The following is a 19,697-nucleotide window of genomic DNA, read 5'->3' on the forward strand; positions in this document are numbered from 1 at the left end:
ACAGCTTGGCCTTGTGGGTACCGCTCGGTGAGTGCCATATTCAGGCACCATAGGGAGCTGGCCTCATATGCCTATTGTCAACCTCGGTCGCCTGACGACCGTCAGTATTTCGGACGTCTGGAAGAGTGAGGCTCACGATTTTACCCCTTGGCTTGCTCAATCCGATAATCTGAAGCTGCTCTGCGATATCCTCGGCATTGAGGAACTGATCGACGTTCGTCGGGAAGACCCGGTCGGACGCTTTCGGGTCGATATTGTCGCGCGCGAGCAGGACGGCGGCACGATCGTCATCGAGAACCAATTCGGGAAGACCGACCATGGTCATCTCGGACAGATCATGACCTATCTGGCGGGGCAGCAGGGGCCGGTGACGGTCGTGTGGATCGCCGAGCGGTTCAACGAGGAGCACCGTGCGGTCATCGACTGGCTCAACGCCAACACCGATGACGAATATGCCTTCTTCGCCGTTGAGGTTGAGGTCCTGCGCATCGGAAGTTCCGAGCCCGCGCCGTGGTTCAATGTCGTGGCCAAGCCGAACATCTGGAGCCGCACGGTACGAGTTCGGTCGGCCGAGGGAGAAGGCGGCGAGCTAGCGACCCGCCATCAGCAGAGGATGGCGTATTGGGCGGCTTTTTCAGAATACCTTCAAGCCAATAATTCGGAGTTCCGTATTCGCCGCGCATGCAAGGACCATTGGTTTGAATTCCCCACTGGGCGGAGCGGGTCCGTCATTTCAGCCACGATTAGCGTGGAGCGCTACAAGCGGATCGGAGTGGAGCTTTACAACCACGGCGATGTCACCAAGGGGATCTTTGACCGGCTTTTGGCCCAGAAGCCCGAAATTGAGGCGGAGATTGGCACGCCGCTCGAGTGGCAGAGGCTTGACGGAAAGAAGGCGACACGCATCGCACTCTTCAAAACGGGAGAGGACCCGTCAGATCCGGAAGAATGGCCGCGGCAACACGCGTGGATGATGGCCCAAATGGTGAGGTTCAAACGCACCTTCTCGCCCAGGCTTTTGGCAATGCCGGCGCCGGATTTGAGCAACGGCGCAAAAGCCGAAATCTCCGAGCACGAGGATATTATCTAGAAGACATCTTGGTATGCTTCGCGCAAGCCTTGGATTTCAATACCCCAATTGGACTCTAGTTTGTGGCTGTGCCGGCCACGTGTCTTGCGTTCTATAAATGTCGCCACCTCCCCATCACCACCCCCAGCGCCTGCTCCGGCGTTGCGCGCGCCCAGTCGGGCATCTGGTGGCAGAAGAAGGTGGCTTGGCGCTTGGCGTAGCGGCGGGTGTCGCTCTGGCCCTCGGCGATGGCGTCGGCGAGGGACATCTCGCCTTTCAGATAGCGCGTGAGGGCCGGCGCGCCGTGGGCCTTCAGCACCGTGCGGTCGGGGGCGAGGTTGCGGGCGGCGAGGGCGCGCACCTCCTCCAGCGCCCCGGCGGCCATCATCGCCTCGAAGCGCACGTCGATGCGCTGGCGCAGCAGGTCGCGGTCCACCTCCAGCACGATCTTCGCGCAGCGCGCCGCGTCCAGCACCGGCGGCTGCGCATCCCGATGCCAATCGGTCAGCGAGCGGCCGGTGGCGTGGATCACTTCCAGCGCGCGCAGCACACGCTGGCGGTCGTTTACCTTCAGCCGCGCGGCGCTCTCGGGATCGCGCGCGGCGAGGCGGGCGTGGAGGGAAGGGCTGTCCAGCGCCTCGGCCGCGCCGCGCACCTCGGCGCGCACGGCTTCGGGAATGGCGGGAATTTCGGCAAGTCCCTGCGTCAATGCGCGGAAATAAAGCCCCGTGCCGCCCACGAACACCGGCAGGCGCCCGGCCGCACGCGCCGCGGCGAGGGCGCGCTTGGCGTCCTCCAGCCAGCGGCCGACGGAATAGTCCGTGTCGGCATCCACATGGCCGTAGAGGCCGTGGGGCACCTCGGCCATTTCCGCGACGGTCGGCCGCGCCGTGAGTACGGACAGATCGCCGTAGACTTGCATGGAATCTGCATTGAGGACGATGCCGCCCGTCCGCTCGGCGATGCTCAGCGCGAGCGCCGACTTGCCGCTGGCGGTCGGACCTGCGATGAGCACTGCCAACGGTTTTCCCCCTTCGAGCTTCGAAAATTCCATGGCCTACGTCGCGACGCTGATTTCAAACCCATCTGCCCCGGCTTTGACCTATGAGGCAATCCATGCCGCGCTCGCGGTGCTGCCGCAGGCGCAGGACCCGGTGGTGCTGGAAGACGGCGTGGCCGTGGACATCCATTTCGCGCCCGAGCTTGCGGCCGATGCGGGCGCGCTGGCGGACGCGGTGCGCGGCGCGCTCGGGGACGCCCCCATCGACGTGGTGGTGCAGCTTGAGACCGGCCGGCGCAAGCGCCTGTTCCTCGCCGACATGGATTCGACCATGATCGGGCAGGAGTGCATCGACGAACTGGCCGACCTCGTGGGCCTGAAGGCGCACGTCTCCGCCATCACCGAGCGCGCCATGCGCGGCGAGATCGCCTTCGAGCCGGCTTTGCGCGAGCGCGTGGCGCTGTTGCGCGGCCTTTCGGCGAGCGTGGTGGGCGATGTGCTGCGCGAGCGCATCACCCTCACCCCCGGCGGGCCGGAGCTGGTGGGCACCATGAAGGCCAACGGCGCCTATGCCGCCCTCGTCTCCGGGGGCTTCACCCTGTTCACGCAGGAGATCGCCGCGCGCATCGGCTTCGACGAGAACCGCGCCAACGAACTGCTGGTGGAAGACGGCACGCTGCTGGGCGCGGTGGCCGAGCCCATCCTCGGGCGCGACGCCAAGCTCGCGACGCTGGTGGAACTGCGCGACCGGCTGCACCTTGCCCCGTCCGAGACCATGGCCGTGGGCGACGGCGCCAACGATCTCGCCATGCTGGGAGAGGCGGGCCTCGGCGTCGCCTATCATGCCAAGCCGGCGGTGGCGGCGGCCGCCCATGCCCGCATCGACCACGGCGACCTCACGGCGCTGCTCTACATGCAGGGCTACAGCCGCAGCGAGTTCCGCGTCGCCTGAGGGCTTGCCCGCTCACTCGGTAAGGAGGGGACTGTCATCGCCCGGCTTGTCCGGGCGATCCACGGGCGGGCCGGGTCGAATGATCGTGGAGCGCGCAGGCGCAAGGGTGGATCGCCCGGATAAGCCGGGCGATGACGCGCGCTGAAGGCGGGTCAGACTCCCGCGCCTTGCTTTACTGCGCGGTGCCCTGGCCGGCAGCGGCGGCGCCCTGCTGATTCTGGGCGTTCTGCGAGCGCGGCAGCGGGATGATGCGCACCTTGCGCTGACCCGGCTGCTCGGAGGCGGGCGCGAGCGGCGCGGCGACGGTGGCGGCGACGGGACCACCCGCCGCAGCTTCGGCCGCAGCGGTGCTGCCCGCCGGTGGCTTCGCGGCCGCCTTGCCGCCCTTGGGCGTCTCGGCGGGGCGGGGCGCGGACATTTCGCGCGCCTGTTCCTCGGTCACCAGGATGTCGCCCTTGCGCAGGGTGGTCTCGTCCTCAAGCCCGGCGAGGGCCTGCGCCCAGGACTGGCCGGCCGGTTTGCACGTGCAGGAGGGCACCAGCTCCTTGCGGTAGCGCAGGGCGTTGGGCAGCGACATGTAGGACTGGCCGGAGATGCTCACCGCCGACTTGATGTCGCCGCTATAAGTGAAGAGCTGCGCATCCGAGCCCGGGCACAGCCGCTTGCAGAGCTGGTCGTCCTGCGCGTAGCGGGTGGAATTGGTCGAGCTCGCCATGGGGAAGAAGTAGCCGTCGCAGGTCCGCACGCACACGGTGCGCGAGGAATAGGTCTTCGGCTGCTCCAGCGGCATCAGGTCGAGGTCCGGCGAGGTTTCCTCGCTCTGCGGCTGCTGGGAGCCGAAGATGGCCTCGAAGAAGTTCTTCGGCTTGGCCGGCTCGGCGGCGCGGCGGGCGGCCTGGACGGCGGCGGTGTATTGCGGGCCGCAATTGTTCTGGGCAAGGGCGATGATGAGCGCCCGGCGCTGGCCGCCATTGTCGGCGCCGCCGCGCTCCAGCCCGGCGATCTGCGACCTGAGGCGCGAGACCTGATCGTCGATCTGGTCGCACTGGGGCGGACGGGGCGGGCCCTGGAAGATGAGGAAGCCGCGCGGCGCATCGCAGCCCATGCCGCGCGCCTGGGCGGACAGACGGTCGAGATCGCCGCGGAGCTTGGCGGCCTGCGCCTGCTGGTTGGCGACGCCGCCGGCGCTGCGGTCGAGGGCCATCAGCGAGCCTTCGAGCTGCTGGCAGGTGGGGCTGCCGGCCTGCGCCAGCGCGGTGCCCGCGGTGGTGAGGGCGACCATGAGGCCCAGCGCCAGACGGCGCGCAGCCCCTCGCACAGCCTTCCCACGGGCTGCAATCCGGGCCATCCGAATGGCGCCGATCCCTCGCGCGGACTCCATCCTCAGCTCTTCTCTCCACTGGCGCCGTGCCGATCCGGCGCCCCTCTATAGACCGACAGCGGGGGACAATGGTGACGAAACTGTGGCCCCTCTCCGGAAGGTGAGGGGCCGGCCCGGTTGCGTTCCGGCCCGCTCAGCCGCGGCCGCGCGAGCGGATGTTGAAGCTGTCGAAGGCATATTCGGCGATCTGCCACCACACCAATTGGTCGGCACGGATGGCGTTCATGGAATCGAACGCCTGCTTGAAGGCCGGGTTGGTGGCGGCCAGCTCGTTGTAGAGCTCGAAGGCCGCCTTGTAGCCCGCTTCCATGATGGACTGCGGGAAGGGCTTCAGCTCCACGCCCTGCTGCACCAGCCGGCGCAGCGCCGGAGGGTTCACCGAATCGTACTTCGCCAGCATCCAGTTGTTGGCCGCCTCGGCGGCGTTGCGGACGATGGCTTGGTAATGCTTCGGCAGCGCGTTCCACTGGGCGCTGTTGATGACGAGGTGCAGCATGGCGCCGCCCTCCCACCAGCCGGGATAGTAGTAATACTTGGCCACCTTCACGAGGCCGAGCTTCTCGTCGTCATAAGGGCCGACGAACTCCGCCGCGTCGATGGAGCCGCGCTCCAGCGCCGGATAGACGTCGCTGGGGGCGATCTGCTGCGGCACCACGCCGAGCTTCGCCAGCACCTGCCCGCCGATGCCGCCGATGCGGAACTTCAGGCCCTTGAGATCGTCGACGCCGGCCAGCTCCTTGCGGAAGAAGCCGCCCATCTGGCAGCCGGAATTGCCGAGCGGCATGGAGGTGACGTTGTACTTGGCGAGCACGCCGTTGATGATCTGCTCGCCGCCGCCGAAGAACCACCAGGAATGCTGCTGGCGCGAGTTGAAGCCGAACGGCACGCCGGTGCCGAAGGCCAGCGCGGTGTCCTTGCCGGTATAGAAATAGGTGGCGGTCTGGGCGCACTCCACCGAGCCGGTGGAGACCGCATCGAGCGCCTGCAGGCCGGGCACCAGCTCGCCCGCCGGGAAGGTCTGGATCTGGAAGCGGCCGTCGGTGGCCTCGGCCACATACTTGGCGAAGATCTGCGCGGTGCCGAAGATGGTGTCGAGGGAGCGCGGGAAGGAGGAGGTGAGCCGCCACTTCACCTCGGGCTGGGTCTGCGCGAGAGCGGGGGCGGCAACCGCGCCGGTGGCGAGCGCGGTGGCGGACGCGCCAATGAAATGGCGGCGCTTGATCTCCATGGATGTGCTCCTCGGGCCGTTGATCGGGCTCTATGGGGTAGGGCGAAACCTTGCGATGGGGCGAAAGGGGTGTCACGCGGCGCGGCAGCCGTCAATGTCGTCGGTCGCCGGCACGGCGATATTGCGCGGCTCTTCCGCTGCGGGCGGGGCATCCCATATGTCGATGGCCTGCCTGTGGCAGCTTTCCGGGGAGTTCCATGACGCACGCTTTCTCGACCACCCGTCCCAGCCTCACCCGCCGTCTCGGGCGCCTCGCGCTGGCCGGCGCGCTCGGCGTCGCGGCGCTCGCGGGCGGGCCGGCGCTGGCGCAGGAGCCCAACCTCATCTTCCGCAAGTCCACGGTCTGGAAGTTCCTGACCCCCGACGACAAGCTCGCCGTCTACGGCATCGACGACCCGGTGGTGGAGGGCGTCGCCTGCCACTACACGACCCCCGAGAAGGGCGGCGTGAAGGGTATGGTGGGCCTCGCGGAGGAAGTCTCCGACATCTCGCTCGCCTGCCGCCAGGTGGGGCCGATCTCGTTCAAGTCGAAGTTCGAGCAGGGCGACGTGGTGTTCCGCGAGAGCCGCTCCTTCTTCTTCAAGAAGATGCAGATCGTCCGCGGCTGCGACACCAAACGGAACGTGCTCGTCTATCTCGTCTATTCCGACAAGCTGATCGACGGCAGCCCGAAGAACTCCACCTCCACCGTCCCGATCATGCCGTGGGGCGGCAATACCGACGTGCCGAAGTGCGCGGATTTCCTGAAGTAGCGGCAGGATGAACGCCGCGCGCCCGGGCCGGTGATCCCTCCGCCCGGACGCGCGGCGCGGTACTCAGAGGAAGGTCACCTTGCCCGTGCCGATGTCGTACATGGCGGCGGCCGACTTCAGCTGACCGGCGGCCGCCCGCTCGGAGAGGATCGGCCCTGCGGTCTGCGCCAGCTTGGCGTTCAGCTTCACGTTCTGGTCGCTGGCGGCGGCGAGGAGATCGGACGGATTGCTCCGCATGGCCTCATAGACGGCCGGGCGGATGGCGTTGACGAGGCTCGGCAGGTGGCCGGGCGGCAGGGTGTTGTCCTTGATGGACGTGATGGTCGCCTGCACCGCGCCGCACGAGGCATGGCCGAGCACGAGGATCAGCTTCACGCCGAGCACCGCGGTGGCGAATTCCAGGCTCGCCAGGCCGTTTTCATCGATGAAGTTTCCGGCCACGCGCACGATGAACAGTTCGCCCGGCCCCTGGTCGAACACCAGTTCCGGCACCACTCGCGAATCCGAGCAGGCGACGATGGCCGCGAACGGCTGCTGTCCCGTCGCGCGCTTCAGGCGGCCGGCGGAATAGTCCGCCTGCTGGGGCGTGCCGGCCACGTAGCGGGCATTGCCGTCCACCAGGCGCTTCATGGCCTCGTCTGGCGTGACCGGGGTCGCCGTGCCATATCCACCGCTGGTCTGGGCGAAGGCGGAGGCGGCGAACAGCGGCGCGGCCGCAAGGGCCAGTCCACCCGCCAGCCCGCCGGCGAGGAGGCGTCGGCGTCCGATGGATGGTGATGAGCACGTCTCGCACATGGGCGATCCTCTCCCGGTAACGGTGGTTCAGGCATGTTTGGACCCGCCCGCAGCGTGTCGCAGGGGCAGGTCAGGGCCGAACATAGCTGATCCGGGAGCGATGGACCGTACCCGGCGATCACAAATCGCTGACCTAAAGCTTTGCCTTAAATCGCCATTTTCGCCTTCGGCGCGGCGGCCGGGACGGCCCGCCGGAGCCGGGCTAGCGCGAGCAGGTGATGGCCACCGTTTCCGGGCAGAGCGGGCCGGTGCAGGTCGCTGCAGGTGGGGCGACGCTGGAGGGGGTGAAGGCGGAGGCGTGCGCCGTCACGCGGCCGAAATCGATGACCTGGCTGTAGGCGTGGGTGCGGCACCAGGCTTCCGCCACCTTCTGCCCGCACGGCGCGCCGGAGGCGAGGCAGGAATCGATGCTGGAGCCGTCGGAATTGTCGATGAGGAAGATGCGCGTCTCCGCCATGGCCGGCGCCATCAGCGACAGGCTCGCCACGGCGACGGCGGCGAGGGTTCGGATCAGCGGCATGGACAGGTCGGCACCTCTTTTACAGGCGCGTCCCGAATGCGGCGGCGCGCTTTCGGGTCACGGGCGGGATCATCGGATGCGCCCCGACCCCCGCCCGGCGCAACTCAGCCGGGGATAGACGCTCACGAAGGGGCAGGTCAAGCTGGGGAAGATAACGATATCCGGAGGTGCGGGGCCACGTCGGGCGGCGTGAAACATCTTGACGAGCGCCCGCGCCCGAACCATTGTCCCGCGCCATGAACGGCGGTCTCGTCACCATCTGCGCCATTGCGGCGATTATTTGCGGTTAGCCGAAAAGCTGGCCGCGGCCGTCCTTTGCTCATCTTCTTAGACAAGGATCTGGACGCCCCGGCCGGTGGACCGGCTTGGCGCTTGTGCTGCGCCATTCGGGGGAACGATCCATGGAGCTCAGGCTCTACAACACGCTGACCCGCTCGAAGGACCTCCTGCGTCCGCTCGATCCCGCCAACGTGCGCATGTATGTCTGCGGACCGACGGTCTACGACCATGCCCATATCGGCAATGCCCGCCCGGTCATCGTCTTCGACGTTCTGTTCCGGCTGCTGCGGCGCCTCTACGGGGCGGAGCAGGTCAAGTATGTCCGCAACATCACGGACGTGGACGACAAGATCAACGCTCGCGCCGCCGAGCGCTCCATCTCCATCCGCGACCTGACGGAAGAGACCTACCGCTGGTTCCGCGAGGACACGGCCGCGCTGCACTGCCTGCCGCCCACCGTGGAGCCGCGCGCCACCGAGCACATCGAGGAGATGCGCACGCTCATCGAGCGGCTCGTCGCCTCCGGCCATGCCTATGTGGCGGAAGAGCATGTGCTGTTCCACGTGCCCTCCATGCCGGACTATGGCCGCCTCTCCCGCCGCTCGCTGGACGAGATGATGGCTGGCGCCCGCGTGGACGTCGCCCCCTATAAGCGCGACGCCATGGACTTCGTGCTGTGGAAGCCGAGCGCCGCGGGCGTGCCCGGCTGGCCCTCGCCCTGCGGCATCACCACCCCCGGCCGCCCCGGCTGGCACATCGAATGCTCGGCCATGAGCTGGAAGCACCTGGGCGAGACCTTCGACATCCATGGCGGCGGCATCGATCTCGTCTTCCCGCACCACGAGAACGAGATCGCCCAGACCCGCTGCGCCTTCCATTCCGGCGTCATGGCGCAGATGTGGATGCACAACGGCTTCCTGATGCTGGAAGGCGAGAAGATGTCGAAGTCCCTCGGCAACTTCGTCACCATCCGCGAGCTGCTGGACGAGTGGCCGGGCGAGGTGCTGCGCCTCGCCATGCTCTCCACCCACTATCGCCAGCCCATCAACTGGACCCGCCAGGGCCTCGGCTTCGCCGCCAAGACGCTGGACAAGTGGTATCGCGTGATCGGCGACGTGGAGGCCGAGACCGGCGACGCCAACCCGTTCGAGACCGAGATCGCCGATCGCCTCGCCGACGACCTCAACACGCCCTCCGTCATCGCCCACCTGCACCACCTCGCCGAGGTGGCGGAGCACGAGGACACCTCCTCCGCTTTGCGCCGCCGCTTCAAGGGCGCGGCCAACCTGCTGGGCCTGCTCGGCGATACCGAAACCGGGTGGCGCGCGCGGCAGAAGGAAGGCATTGCCCTCGACGAGGGGGTGATCGCCGATCTGATCGCCCAGCGCATCGCCGCCCGCAAGGCGAAGGACTTCAAGCGCGCCGACCAGATCCGCGAGGAGCTGGCGGCCAAGGGCATCGTGCTGATGGACAACAAGGACGGGACCACCAGCTGGGAGGTGTCGCGATGAGCGCGATCGCCCTGCGTCCCTATCTTCCCGCCGATGCCCCGGTGCTGGCGGCGCTGTTCCGCGCCGCCATCGCGGAGCTGACCGGCGAGGATTACGACACCGAGCAGCAGGAGGCGTGGGCCGCCAAGGCCGACGACGCCGAGGCCTTCGCCGCCCGCCTCGCCGCCAGCCTCACCCTCGTCGCCCTGCGCGGCAAGGAGGTGGCCGGCTTCGTCTCGCTCAAGGACAACGCCCACATCGACATGCTCTATGTGGCGCCCGATGCCGTCGGCACCGGCGTCGCCAAGGCCCTGTGCGACGCCGCCGAGACGCTGGCCAAGGCGCGTGGCAGCCGCAAGCTCACCGTGGACGCCAGCGACACCGCCCTCGGCTTCTTCCAGAAGCGCGGCTACGAACCCCAGCGCCGCAACATGGTGCCGCTGGCCGACACCTGGCTCGCCAACACGGCCATGGAAAAGAAGCTGGGGGAAGGGGCCGGGCAATGACGGCATCAGCCGCAGACGGGCGTGAACGCCTCTATCTCTTCGACACCACCCTGCGCGACGGGGCGCAGACCAATGGTGTTGATTTCACCGTGGCCGACAAGCTGCGGGTGCTCTCCCTGCTGGACCGGCTGGGCATGGACTATGTGGAGGCCGGCTATCCCGGCGCCAATCCCACCGACACCCAGTTGTTCGCGCAGAAGCACGAGGCGAAGGCGCGCGTGACCGCCTTCGGTATGACCAAGCGCCCCGGCCGCTCGGCCTCCAACGATCCCGGCGTCGCGGCGCTGCTGGCGGCCCATTCGGATGCCATCTGCTTCGTCGCCAAGTCCTCCGCCTATCAGGTGCGGGTGGCGCTGGAGACGACCAAGGAGGAGAACCTCGCCTCCATCCGCGAGAGCGTCGAGGCGGCGATTGCCGCCGGGCGCGAAGCGCTGGTGGATTGCGAGCACTTCTTCGACGGCTTCAAGGAAGACCGCGACTTTGCCCTCGCCTGCGCCCGCACCGCCTATGAGGCCGGCGCGCGCTGGGTGGTGCTGTGCGACACCAATGGCGGCACCTTGCCCCACGAGGTGGAGGCCATCGTCGCCGAGGTGGTGAAGGTGGTGCCGGGCACCAATGTGGGCATCCACGCCCACAACGACACCGAGCAGGCGGTGGCGAATTCGCTCGCCGCCGTGCGGGCCGGCGCGCGGCAGATCCAGGGCACGCTGAACGGCCTCGGCGAGCGCTGCGGCAACGCCAATCTCTGCTCGCTCATCCCCACCCTTTTGCTCAAGAAGGACTATGCGGAGCGCTTCGATATCGGCGTCAGCGAGGAGGCGCTGGGCGAGCTGGTCCACGTCTCCCGCACGCTGGACGAGATGCTGAACCGCGCCCCCGACCGGCACGCGCCCTATGTGGGCGAGAGCGCCTTCGCCACCAAGGCCGGCATCCACGCCTCGGCCATCCTGAAGGACCCCGCCACCTACGAGCACGTCGCACCGGAAAAGGTCGGCAATCGCCGCCGGGTGATGGTCTCCGACCAGGCCGGGCGCTCCAACGTCCTGTCCGAGCTGGAACGCCTCGGCGTGCAGGTGGACAGGAAGGACCCGCGCATCTCCCGCCTTCTGGAAGAGGTGAAGGAGCGCGAGGCGCTGGGCTACTCCTACGAGGCGGCGGACGCTTCCTTCGCCCTGCTGGCCCGGCGGATGCTGGGCTCGGTGCCCGACTATTTCGCGGTGGAGCGCTTCAAGGTGAACGTGGAGCGCCGCTACAACGCGCAGGGCGAGCTCGTCACCGTGGCGGAAGCCATCGTGAAGGTGAAGGTGGACGATGAGACGATGATCTCCGCCGCCGAAGGCAACGGCCCGGTGAACGCGCTGGACGTGGCCCTGCGCAAGGATCTCGGCAAGTATCAGCCCTTCATCTCGGGCCTTCACCTCACCGACTATCGCGTGCGCGTGCTGAACGGCGGCACGGAGGCGGTGACGCGGGTGCTGATCGAGAGCGCAGACGAGACCGGCGACCGCTGGACCACGGTGGGCGTCTCTCCCAACATCATCGACGCCTCCTTCGAGGCGCTGCTGGATTCCATCACCTGGAAACTGCTGAAGGAAGGCGCGCCGGCCTGATAAACGTCCTCTCTCATGCACTGCTGCAAACGCCATTTGCAGCAGTGCGCGAGGGGATTGCCTGAAATCAATGTCTACCCTGTTACCGGGACTAAGGTTTCATCCAAGCTTGATAGCGAGCTTGCAGGCTCAAAGCCTGCGAATATCGGGAGCTTGGTCATGTCCAACGTTCAATCCCGCTTCGACGTCTCCGATCCGATGGTCGTGACGCGAATCCTGTGCGGCCTCTTCTATTTTCCCCACGCGATTTCCAAGATCATCGGCTTTTCCGGTGCCGTCGGATTCTTCGCCAAGGCGGGCCTCATGCCGCCGGAAGCCTTCGTGGTGCTCTCGATCGTCATGGAGCTGACCTGCGGGATCGGCCTCACCTTCGGGCTGTTCACCAAGTATGTGGGGGTCATCTCGGCCGGGGTCATGGCGGTCGCCGCCTATGCCATCGTCGCGGTCTATGGCCTCGGCTGGTTCTGGGCCGGGCACGGCATCGAGTATCTGGTGTTCTGGGCCGTCGCCTCGCTGGCAGTCGCGCTCGATGCGTGGAACCGTAATCCCGGCGTCTTCGGCCTGTTCGCATGGCCCCTGAAGCGGACCAAGGCGGTCACGGCCTGACAGGCCCGCGAACCGGAATGCAAAAGGGCCGGGCAGCGAATGCCCGGCCCTTTCTTTTCAGTTCCCCGCCAGCGCCTTCAGCGCGGCAAGCACCGCTTCCGTATCTGCCCCCAGCCGCGGGCTCGCGCTCTTTGCCACCTGCCGCTCGCCGTCGAGCACGATGGGGCTCGCTACGGCCGGAATGGTGCCGCCGCCGGCCTCGGCGAGGTCCACGCGCAGGCCGCGGGCCTTCACCTGTGGATCCTCGAACACCTGCGAGACCGTATTGATCGGCCCCGCCGGCACGCCCTTCGCCTCCAGCGCGGCGAGGAGGTCGTCGCGGGCGAAGGTCATGGTCAGCGCGGTGAGTTTCGGCACCAGCACGGCGCGGTTGGCGACGCGGGCGGGATTGGTGGCGTAGTCGTCCTGATGCGCCAGCTCCGGCGCGCCGAGCACGGCGCAGAAGCGGGCGAACTGGCCGTCATTGCCGATGGCGGCGATGAAATAGCCGTCCGCGCAGGGGAAGACCTGATAGGGCACGATGTTGGGATGGGCATTGCCCATGCGCTTGGGCGCCTTGCCGGAGGTGAGGTAGTTCATGGCCTGGTTGGCGAGCACGCCCACCTGGGTGTCGAGCAGCGCCATGTCCACATGCCCGCCGGTGCCGGTCTCGTCCCGCCGCCGCAGCGCGGCGAGGATGCCCACGGTGGCATAGAGGCCGGTGAAGATATCGGCGAAGGCGACGCCCACCTTCTGCGGCTCCCCATCCGGCGCGCCGGTGAGGTCCATGATGCCGCCCATGCCCTGCACGAGGAAGTCATAGCCCGCGCGCGGCGCATAGGGGCCGTCCTGCCCGAAGCCGGTGACGGAGCAATAAACGAGGCGCGGGTTTTCTCTCCTAAGGCTCTCATAGTCGAGCCCGTATTTCTTCAGGCCGCCGACCTTGAAATTCTCGATGAGCACGTCGCTCTGCCGCGCGAGATCGCGGATGATCTTCTGGCCTTCTTCCGTCTCGAAATCCACCGCCACCGAGCGCTTGCCGCGGTTGGTCGAATGGAAATAGGCGGCGCCGAGGTCCGCCCCGTCCGCCCCCTTCAGGAAGGGCGGCCCCCAGGTGCGGGTATCGTCCCCGCCGCCGGGCCGCTCCACCTTGATGACCTCCGCCCCGAGATCGGCGAGCAACTGCCCGCACCAGGGCCCGGCGAGGATGCGGGCGAGTTCAAGGACGCGAAGGCCGGCGAGGGGAGGGGACATGGGGGGACTCGCTTTTACCGGCCGGCGATTTCAAAACCATCGTCATGGCCGGACTTGATCCGGCCATCCACGTGGCAGGGCCGGGAACGATGTTCGGTTGTCAGCGCATGTGGCGAGACGTGGATGCCCGGGTCAAGCCCGGGCATGACGCTGTTTCTGAAAGGGCAGATCTTCCCGCTCTCAGAAGAACGCCTGAATCCCCGTAATCGCCCGGCCGAGGATCAGCGCGTGGATGTCGTGCGTGCCCTCGTAGGTGTTCACCGTCTCCAGGTTCGCCGCGTGGCGGATGACGTGGAATTCGGCGGAGATGCCGTTGCCGCCGTGCATGTCGCGGGCGGTGCGGGCGATGTCCAGCGCCTTGCCGCAATTGTTGCGCTTGAGGAAGGAGATGGCCTCGATGGGCAGCTGTCCCTCATCGAACATCCGCCCCGCGCGCAGCGCGAGCTGGAGGCCGAGCGCGATCTCGGTGGCCATGTCCGCCAGCTTCTTCTGCACCAGCTGGGTGGCGGCCAGCGGCCGGCCGAACTGCTTGCGGTCCAGCGTATACTGGCGGGCGGCCGCATAGCAGGCTTCCGCCGCGCCCATGGCGCCCCAGCCGATGCCGTAGCGGGCGCGGTTGAGGCAGCCGAACGGGCCGGGCAGGCCGGCGGCGTTGGGCAGGAGGTTCTCCTCCGGGATCTCCACGTCTTCCAGCACCACCTCGCCGGTGATGGAGGCGCGCAGCGAGAGCTTGCCCTCGATCTTGGGGGTGGAGAAGCCCTTCATGCCGCGCTCCACGACGAAGCCCTTGATGGCGTTGTCGTGCGCCGCGGACTTCGCCCACACCACCGCGAGGTCGGAGATGGGCGAATTGGTGATCCACATCTTCGCGCCGTTGAGGCGATAGCCGCCGTCGATCTTCTCGGCGCGGGTGCGCATGCCGGCGGGATCGGAGCCGGCGTCCGGCTCGGTGAGGCCGAAGCAGCCGACCCACTCGCCGGTGGCGAGCTTGGGCAGGTACTTCTTGCGCTGCTCTTCGGTGCCGTAGGCGTAGATGGGGTGCATGACGAGAGAGGACTGCACGCTCATGGCCGAGCGGTAGCCCGAATCCACCCGCTCCACCTCGCGCGCGGCGAGGCCGTAGGCCACGTAGCCGAGGCCGGCGCCGCCGTATTCCGCCGGGATGGTGGGGCCGAGCAGGCCGAGCTCGCCCATCTCGTTCATGATCTCGCGGTCGAACCGCTCGTCGAGATAGGCCGAGGTCACGCGCGGCAGCAGCTTTTCCTGCGCGTAGTCGCGGGCGGTGTCGCGCACCAGCCGCTCGTCCTCGGTGAGCTGGCTGTTGATATCGAAGGGGTCGGCCCAATCGAAGATCGGCTTTCCGGATGCGGCCATGGTGCGTCTCCCGCGCTTGAAGGTACCGCCGGGTGGCGGCGGGCATTTACATTCCTACCAGTCGGTATATAAATAAAAGCCAATCGTCAAGGAGCACGACGCTGCAGGATCGAGGCGACCACGAACAGGATGCGCCGGCCCGCCCGGCCCCCGCCCGGCGGCGCGGACGTCCGCCGAAATCGGCGGCGCTGCGCGTCGCGGCGGAAGGCGACGGCGCACGCCTCGGCCGTCCGCCGATGATGAACGACCCGCGCGCGGAAATCCTGCGGCAGGCGGCGCAATTGTTCGCGCAGAAGGGCTATGTGGAATCCTCGCTCAGCGAGGTGGCGCGGTCGCTCAACTATTCCAAGGGCGCCATCTACAATTATTTCTCCTCCAAGCAGGAGATCTATGACGCCATCATCATCTTCACGCTCACTGGCCTCAACGACGCGTCAGCGGCGGCGGTGAAGCGGGAGGACACGCCGGCCGAACAGCTCAAGCAGTTCATGGTCGCCCACGCCCGCTTCCTCGCCGACAATTACGATTGCTTCGTCACCATGCTGGTGGGCTTCTCCGGCATGGCCAATACCGGGCTGAAGGACGATGCCCTCGCCTTGCGCGACGCCCATGAGGGCCTGCTGCGCCGGATCATCGCCGACGGTGTCGCCGACGGCTCCTTCCGCGCGGTGGGCGCGGCCATGACCGGGCGCGCGGTGCTCTCGCTGCTGAGCTGGATGGTGCGCTGGTTCAAGCCCGGCGGCGACAAGTCGGCGGAAGACGTGGCCCTCGAATATCACGACTTGCTGGTGCGCGGGCTGGTGGCCTGAGGGCGGAAGGAAAGGCGGCGCCGGATGGCGCCGCCCTCTGATCGTCAGTTCGGATCGGCCACCACGCGGTAGACCACATGGCCACCCACGAACTGGGGCAGGTACCAGTTGGGCCCGCACTGCTGATAGGCGACAGCGCCCACCACCACCTGCGTGCATTCATCCGGCAGCGAATAGACATAGCTGCCGATGGCCGCGGCCGTGACCGCCGCACCCACCGCCGCCCCGGCCGCCGCCGCACCCCACCAGCCGTTCGGATAGTAAGGGCCGGGCCAATAGCCGGGATGGTAGGGCGGATATGGTCCGGGTCCGGGCCAGGGATGCGGCCCAGGTCCCGGTCCAGGTCCGGGGTGCGGTCCAGGTCCGGGTCCAGGTCCGGGTCCAGGTCCCGGTCCAGGACCAGGGTGCGGTCCGGGGCCCGGCCCAGGTCCAGGGTGAGGTCCAGGCCCAGGATGAGGCCCCGGCCCGGGGTGCGGTCCGGGGTCGGGGTTGGGGGCCGGCTTGGGAAAGTGTCGGCCCGGGTCGGGATTGGGCGCCGGTTTCGGGAACTGGCGGCCGGGATCGGGATTGTGCGCCGGCGTGGGGAAATGGTGGCCGGGCGGGATCGGTCGGTTGAAGCTTGGGTGCGCGTTGTAGTGGGGCGACGCATTCATGTGCGGGGCAGCCATGTCGAATCCGCCGCGCCCAAATCCCCCGCGACCGAAATCGCCGTGGCCGAAGCCACCGCCCCCGTGGAAGGCGAAGCCGCGGGCCTGCACCGGCCCTGCTGTGGCCGCGGCGAGGGCGAGGAGGCTCGTCGCCACGCCAAGGCGCTTGGCGAGCGACCTGGTGCGTGATCTTGCGTGCTGAGCCATCACTTGCCTCCCTTGCCGGTGGTGGCCTCGGGCTTCAGCACCTCGATGCGCACCACGTCCTTGCCGGGCGTGAAGGTGAACACGTCATCGCCGAAGGTCGGAGCGGTGACCCATTTGAGGCGGGCGGAGAAGCGCGGGCTGCCGTGGACCCGGTGATCGACTAGTGCGATCTTGAGCGGCAAAGGCGTATCGCCCTGCTGGACCCAGAACTCCACGTCCACATTGCGACCGAGGAGGACGTAATGGTCGGTCGCCACGCCATCCACCTTGGCGGTGCCGACGGCGAAGCCGCGATGGAACGGCTTCAGCGCGGTCGCGGGATCGGACCACTCGTAGAGGTCGGCGAGCGGCAACTCCACGTCGAGGGTCTGGGCGGCGTCGATGAGCGTGTCGCGGATGGTCGGTTTGGCAGGCACCTGCCCGTAATAGCCTTCCGCCGGCGCGACGATGGTGAAGGTCTTCCCGTCGAGGAAATATTGCCGCTTCACCGTGTCCGTCTCGCTGTCCACCCGCACGTGACCGGGGAACTGGACGAAGTAGTGCACGGTGCCGCCGATCTCCACCTGATGGCCGCCGCGCAGCACGGTCTCGATGGTGGTGTCGGCGGTGAATTCGAAGCGGGTCAGGCCGGCGAGATATTTGCCCATGGCGGTCAGGCCGGTGACGACGGCGGGGTCGATCGCCGCTGCCGACTGGTTCTTTCCGGGGCCGGGGGGCGCGGCGGCCGCGGGTGCGCCTCCGCCGCCCCACACGACGCCGGCCACGGCAAAGGCCGCGGCGGCGCGCTTCAGGCTGTTCGCAGTGAACATGAATGCCTCACAGGGTCGCGATTCTGCTGGCCGGATGGCCGGCTGGCCCTGGTGGGGCGCCCTGTTCGCGTGGGCTGCGGGGGACCGTTCCGCGTCGCCGCCAGCGCCGCCCGGCGTCCCCGTCTTCCGGCCATGCGGCGGAGATGCCGTCTGCCGCTGCCCATCCGGGCCGCCCCGGCCCAAGGTATGGCCAAGCTAGCAGAGAACGGTACTGCGGGAAGCGTACCCCGTCATTGACACCAACAAAAAGGCCCGCGCGAAGGCGGGCCTTTGGGTCTCGTTGCGGCAACCTCGCTTCGTCACGCCACGCAGGCAAGGAAGCCCTCTTCGAGCAGGTCGCGCTTCAGCTGGCGGCCGATGAAGACGATGCGGCTCAGCCGCTTCTCGTCGTCCTTCCAGGGGCGCTGGTGGTCGCCGTCGAGGATCATGTGGACGCCCTGGAACACGAAGCGATCGGGGTCGTCCTTGAAGGAGAGGATGCCCTTCGAGCGCAGGATGTTCGGCCCCTCCACCTGCACAATGTTCTGCACCCAGGGGAAGAACTTGTCCGGGTCCAGCGGCTTGTCGGTGGAGAAGGAGACCGACTGGATCTCCTCGTCATGTACCGCCTTCAGCCCGTGGTGGTGGTGGTCATGATCGTGGTCGTGATGGTCGTGGCCGCAATCGGGGCCGCAGGCCTCGCCGTGCTCATGATGGTGGTGATGGTGCTCGTCTTCCTCGAGGAAGGCGGGCTCCAGCTCCAGCACGCGCTCCAGGTCGAAGGCGCCCTGGTTCAGCACCTTGGCGATGTCGATCTCGGACTTCTGGGTGCGATAGAGCTTGGCGTAGGGGTTGATGCCGCGGATGCGGGCTTCCACCGCGTCGAGTTCCGCGCCGGTCACGAGGTCGGTCTTGTTGAGGAGGATTACGTCGGCGAAGGCCACCTGGTTCTTCGCCTCGGGGGCGTCCTTCAGGCGGTCGGACAGCCACTTGGCGTCGGCCACCGTGACCACGGCGTCGAGCTTGGTCTTGGCCTGCACTTCCTCGTCCACGAAGAAGGTCTGGGCGACGGGCGCGGGGTCGGCGAGGCCGGTGGTCTCCACGATGATGCCGTCGAAGCCGCCCTTGCGGCGCAGCAGGCCGTCGATGATGCGGATGAGGTCGCCGCGCACGGTGCAGCAGATGCACCCGTTGTTCATCTCGAACACTTCCTCGTCGGCGCCCACCACGAGGTCATTGTCGATGCCGATCTCGCCGAACTCGTTGACGATGACGGCGAATTTCTTGCCGTGGGGCTGCGACAGGATGCGGTTGAGCAGCGTGGTCTTGCCGGCGCCCAGGTAGCCGGTCAGCACGGTGACGGGGATCTTCTCGGCCTGCGTTTCAGCCATGGCTTCACCTTGGTACGGCGGCGGCCGCGCATGGCGGCCGCCGGAGGGGTACGGGCGCTCGCTCAGCTCGACAGGGCGGTGGAGAGCTCGCGCACGTTGGAGTGCATCATGTCGATGTAGGTGCTCGCGGGGCCTTTGTCATCGGACAGCGCGTCGGAATAAAGCTCGCCGCCCACCTTGGCGCCACTCTCCTTGGCGATGCGCTGGATGAGGCGCGGGTCGGTGACGTTCTCGACGAACACCGCCGGGATCTTCTGCGCCTTGATCTGGCGGATGATGCGACCCACGTCCTTGGCCGACGCCTCGCTTTCGGTGGAAACGCCCTCGGGGGCGATCAGGGTCAGGCCGTAGGCCTCGCCGAAATAGCCGAAGGCGTCGTGCGAGGTGATGATGCGGCGCTGCTCGGCCGGGATCTTGGCCATGGAGGACTTCACCTCGGCCTCCAGCGCGTCGAGCTTGGCGGTGTAGGCGGCGGCGTTGGCGGTATAGGCGTCGCGGCCGTCCGGATCGGCGGCGATCAGGCCGTCGCGGACGTTGGCGACGTAGATCTTGGCGTTGGCGATGGACTGCCAGGCGTGCGGGTCGATGCCGCCGTGGTCGTGGCCGCCTTCCTTGGCGTGGTCGTGCTTGTCCTTGCCCTTGCCCTTCGGCTTCTCGTCGTCGTCATGATCGACGAAGCCGGTGCGCGGCGTGATGCCCTTGGTGGCGACGACGATGGGCGCCTTGGTACCGGAGGCCTTGATGAGGCGATCCATCCAGCCCTCGAAGCCGAGGCCGTTCACGAACACCACCTTGGCGGCGGCCACCGCCTTCGCGTCGGCGGGGGTGGGCTGGTAAACGTGGGCGTCGCCATTGGGGCCGACGATGGTGGTCACGGCCACGCGGTCGCCGCCCACCTGCTTCACGAAATCGCCGAGGATGGAGAAGGAGGCCACCACGGGCATCTTCTGGGCGGGCGCCTGCGCAAGCGCAGGTCCGGCCATGGGCAGGCCAAGGCCGGCGGCCAAAGTGCCGGCAACGCCGGCGGCGAGGAGGAGGCGTCGGGAGATCATGAAAGTCC

General features: G+C 67.6%; 19 protein-coding genes. 8 read left to right on the forward strand and 11 right to left on the reverse strand.

From position 1 onward, the window contains the following. Window positions 1–67 precede the first annotated feature (67 nt). Complete coding sequence (locus D7006_RS09450; RefSeq protein WP_237356396.1) at window positions 68–1,090, forward strand: DUF4268 domain-containing protein; 1,023 nt, start codon at window positions 68–70, stop codon at window positions 1,088–1,090. Between the two features lie 91 nt (window positions 1,091–1,181). Here the strand turns inward: D7006_RS09450 and miaA are convergent, their stop codons facing one another. Beyond that, window positions 1,182–2,123 (reverse strand): tRNA (adenosine(37)-N6)-dimethylallyltransferase MiaA, encoded by a 942-nt coding sequence (gene miaA / locus D7006_RS09455; RefSeq protein WP_237356397.1) that lies wholly within the window; start codon window positions 2,121–2,123, stop codon window positions 1,182–1,184. Here miaA and serB point away from each other — a divergent pair. Further along, window positions 2,122–3,021: a phosphoserine phosphatase SerB gene (gene serB / locus D7006_RS09460; RefSeq protein ID WP_229643853.1), complete on the forward strand. Its 900-nt coding sequence runs from the start codon at window positions 2,122–2,124 to the stop codon at window positions 3,019–3,021. The two genes, miaA and serB, sit on opposite strands and share 2 nt — an antisense overlap. A 172-nt stretch (window positions 3,022–3,193) precedes the next feature. On the opposite strand, the gene D7006_RS09465 is transcribed toward serB, so the two are convergent. Together D7006_RS09465 and D7006_RS09470 are read right to left on the reverse strand one after the other, a co-directional pair. Then, entirely contained in the window at window positions 3,194–4,303 is a 1,110-nt protein-coding gene (locus D7006_RS09465) for a DUF2865 domain-containing protein (RefSeq protein WP_237356398.1), read from the reverse strand. Window positions 4,304–4,535: 232 nt separating this feature from the next. Continuing rightward, window positions 4,536–5,624 carry a TRAP transporter substrate-binding protein gene (locus D7006_RS09470; RefSeq protein WP_229646999.1) on the reverse strand — a complete coding sequence of 363 codons (1,089 nt, stop codon included), beginning with the start codon at window positions 5,622–5,624 and terminating at the stop codon, window positions 4,536–4,538. 203 nt (window positions 5,625–5,827) lie between these two features. Between D7006_RS09470 and D7006_RS09475 the strand changes: the two genes are divergently transcribed. Then, on the forward strand, window positions 5,828–6,382 hold the full coding sequence (locus tag D7006_RS09475; RefSeq protein ID WP_024279558.1) for a CreA family protein: 555 nt from the start codon (window positions 5,828–5,830) through the stop codon (window positions 6,380–6,382). A gap of 63 nt (window positions 6,383–6,445) precedes the next feature. Here D7006_RS09475 and D7006_RS09480 read toward each other — a convergent pair whose 3' ends face one another. After that, complete coding sequence (locus D7006_RS09480; RefSeq protein ID WP_229644885.1) at window positions 6,446–7,177, reverse strand: carbonic anhydrase; 732 nt, start codon at window positions 7,175–7,177, stop codon at window positions 6,446–6,448. A gap of 202 nt (window positions 7,178–7,379) precedes the next feature. Further along, the gene (locus tag D7006_RS09485; RefSeq protein WP_169121199.1) at window positions 7,380–7,697 is read right to left on the reverse strand and encodes a hypothetical protein; all 318 of its coding nucleotides are present in this window, start codon (window positions 7,695–7,697) and stop codon (window positions 7,380–7,382) included. Between the two features lie 401 nt (window positions 7,698–8,098). Here D7006_RS09485 and cysS point away from each other — a divergent pair, with 401 nt between their 5' ends. The 4 genes from cysS (at window position 8,099) to D7006_RS09505 (ending at window position 12,188) form a co-directional block, all read left to right on the forward strand. Next, the gene (gene cysS, locus D7006_RS09490; protein ID WP_229644883.1) at window positions 8,099–9,487 is read left to right on the forward strand and encodes a cysteine--tRNA ligase; all 1,389 of its coding nucleotides are present in this window, start codon (window positions 8,099–8,101) and stop codon (window positions 9,485–9,487) included. After that, a complete protein-coding gene (locus tag D7006_RS09495; RefSeq protein WP_237356399.1) occupies window positions 9,484–9,972 on the forward strand; it encodes a GNAT family N-acetyltransferase in 489 nt (162 codons plus the stop codon). The genes cysS and D7006_RS09495 overlap by 4 nt, the downstream gene beginning before the upstream one ends. Then, window positions 9,969–11,582, forward strand: coding sequence for a citramalate synthase (cimA, locus tag D7006_RS09500; protein WP_237356400.1), 1,614 nt, complete (start codon window positions 9,969–9,971; stop codon window positions 11,580–11,582). The genes D7006_RS09495 and cimA overlap by 4 nt, the downstream gene beginning before the upstream one ends. Window positions 11,583–11,741: 159 nt before the next feature. Further along, window positions 11,742–12,188, forward strand: a complete 447-nt coding sequence (locus D7006_RS09505; protein WP_169121195.1) for a DoxX family protein — start codon at window positions 11,742–11,744, stop codon at window positions 12,186–12,188. 57 nt (window positions 12,189–12,245) lie between these two features. Here D7006_RS09505 and D7006_RS09510 read toward each other — a convergent pair whose 3' ends face one another. Both D7006_RS09510 and D7006_RS09515 read right to left on the reverse strand, forming a co-directional pair. Further along, entirely contained in the window at window positions 12,246–13,421 is a 1,176-nt protein-coding gene (locus D7006_RS09510) for a CaiB/BaiF CoA-transferase family protein (RefSeq protein WP_237356401.1), read from the reverse strand. Between the two features lie 180 nt (window positions 13,422–13,601). Beyond that, entirely contained in the window at window positions 13,602–14,795 is a 1,194-nt protein-coding gene (locus D7006_RS09515) for an acyl-CoA dehydrogenase (RefSeq protein ID WP_169121193.1), read from the reverse strand. Between the two features lie 236 nt (window positions 14,796–15,031). On the opposite strand from D7006_RS09515, the gene D7006_RS09520 reads away from it, so the two are divergent. Continuing rightward, window positions 15,032–15,604 carry a TetR/AcrR family transcriptional regulator gene (locus tag D7006_RS09520; RefSeq protein WP_237356402.1) on the forward strand — a complete coding sequence of 191 codons (573 nt, stop codon included), beginning with the start codon at window positions 15,032–15,034 and terminating at the stop codon, window positions 15,602–15,604. Between the two features lie 44 nt (window positions 15,605–15,648). Here D7006_RS09520 and D7006_RS09525 read toward each other — a convergent pair whose 3' ends face one another. The 4 genes from D7006_RS09525 to D7006_RS09540 form a co-directional block, all read right to left on the reverse strand. Beyond that, complete coding sequence (locus tag D7006_RS09525; protein ID WP_169121191.1) at window positions 15,649–15,822, reverse strand: hypothetical protein; 174 nt, start codon at window positions 15,820–15,822, stop codon at window positions 15,649–15,651. Window positions 15,823–16,457: 635 nt separating this feature from the next. Continuing rightward, entirely contained in the window at window positions 16,458–17,267 is an 810-nt protein-coding gene (locus tag D7006_RS09530; protein ID WP_237356403.1) for a DUF2092 domain-containing protein, read from the reverse strand. A 299-nt stretch (window positions 17,268–17,566) separates the two neighbouring features. Continuing rightward, window positions 17,567–18,637: a GTP-binding protein gene (locus tag D7006_RS09535; protein ID WP_237356404.1), complete on the reverse strand. Its 1,071-nt coding sequence runs from the start codon at window positions 18,635–18,637 to the stop codon at window positions 17,567–17,569. A gap of 62 nt (window positions 18,638–18,699) precedes the next feature. After that, window positions 18,700–19,689, reverse strand: coding sequence for a metal ABC transporter solute-binding protein, Zn/Mn family (locus D7006_RS09540; protein WP_229644878.1), 990 nt, complete (start codon window positions 19,687–19,689; stop codon window positions 18,700–18,702). Window positions 19,690–19,697: the final 8 nt, after the last annotated feature.

The sequence above is a fragment of the Xanthobacter sp. YC-JY1 genome, from assembly GCF_021730305.1.
Classification (GTDB): domain Bacteria; phylum Pseudomonadota; class Alphaproteobacteria; order Rhizobiales; family Xanthobacteraceae; genus Xanthobacter; species Xanthobacter flavus.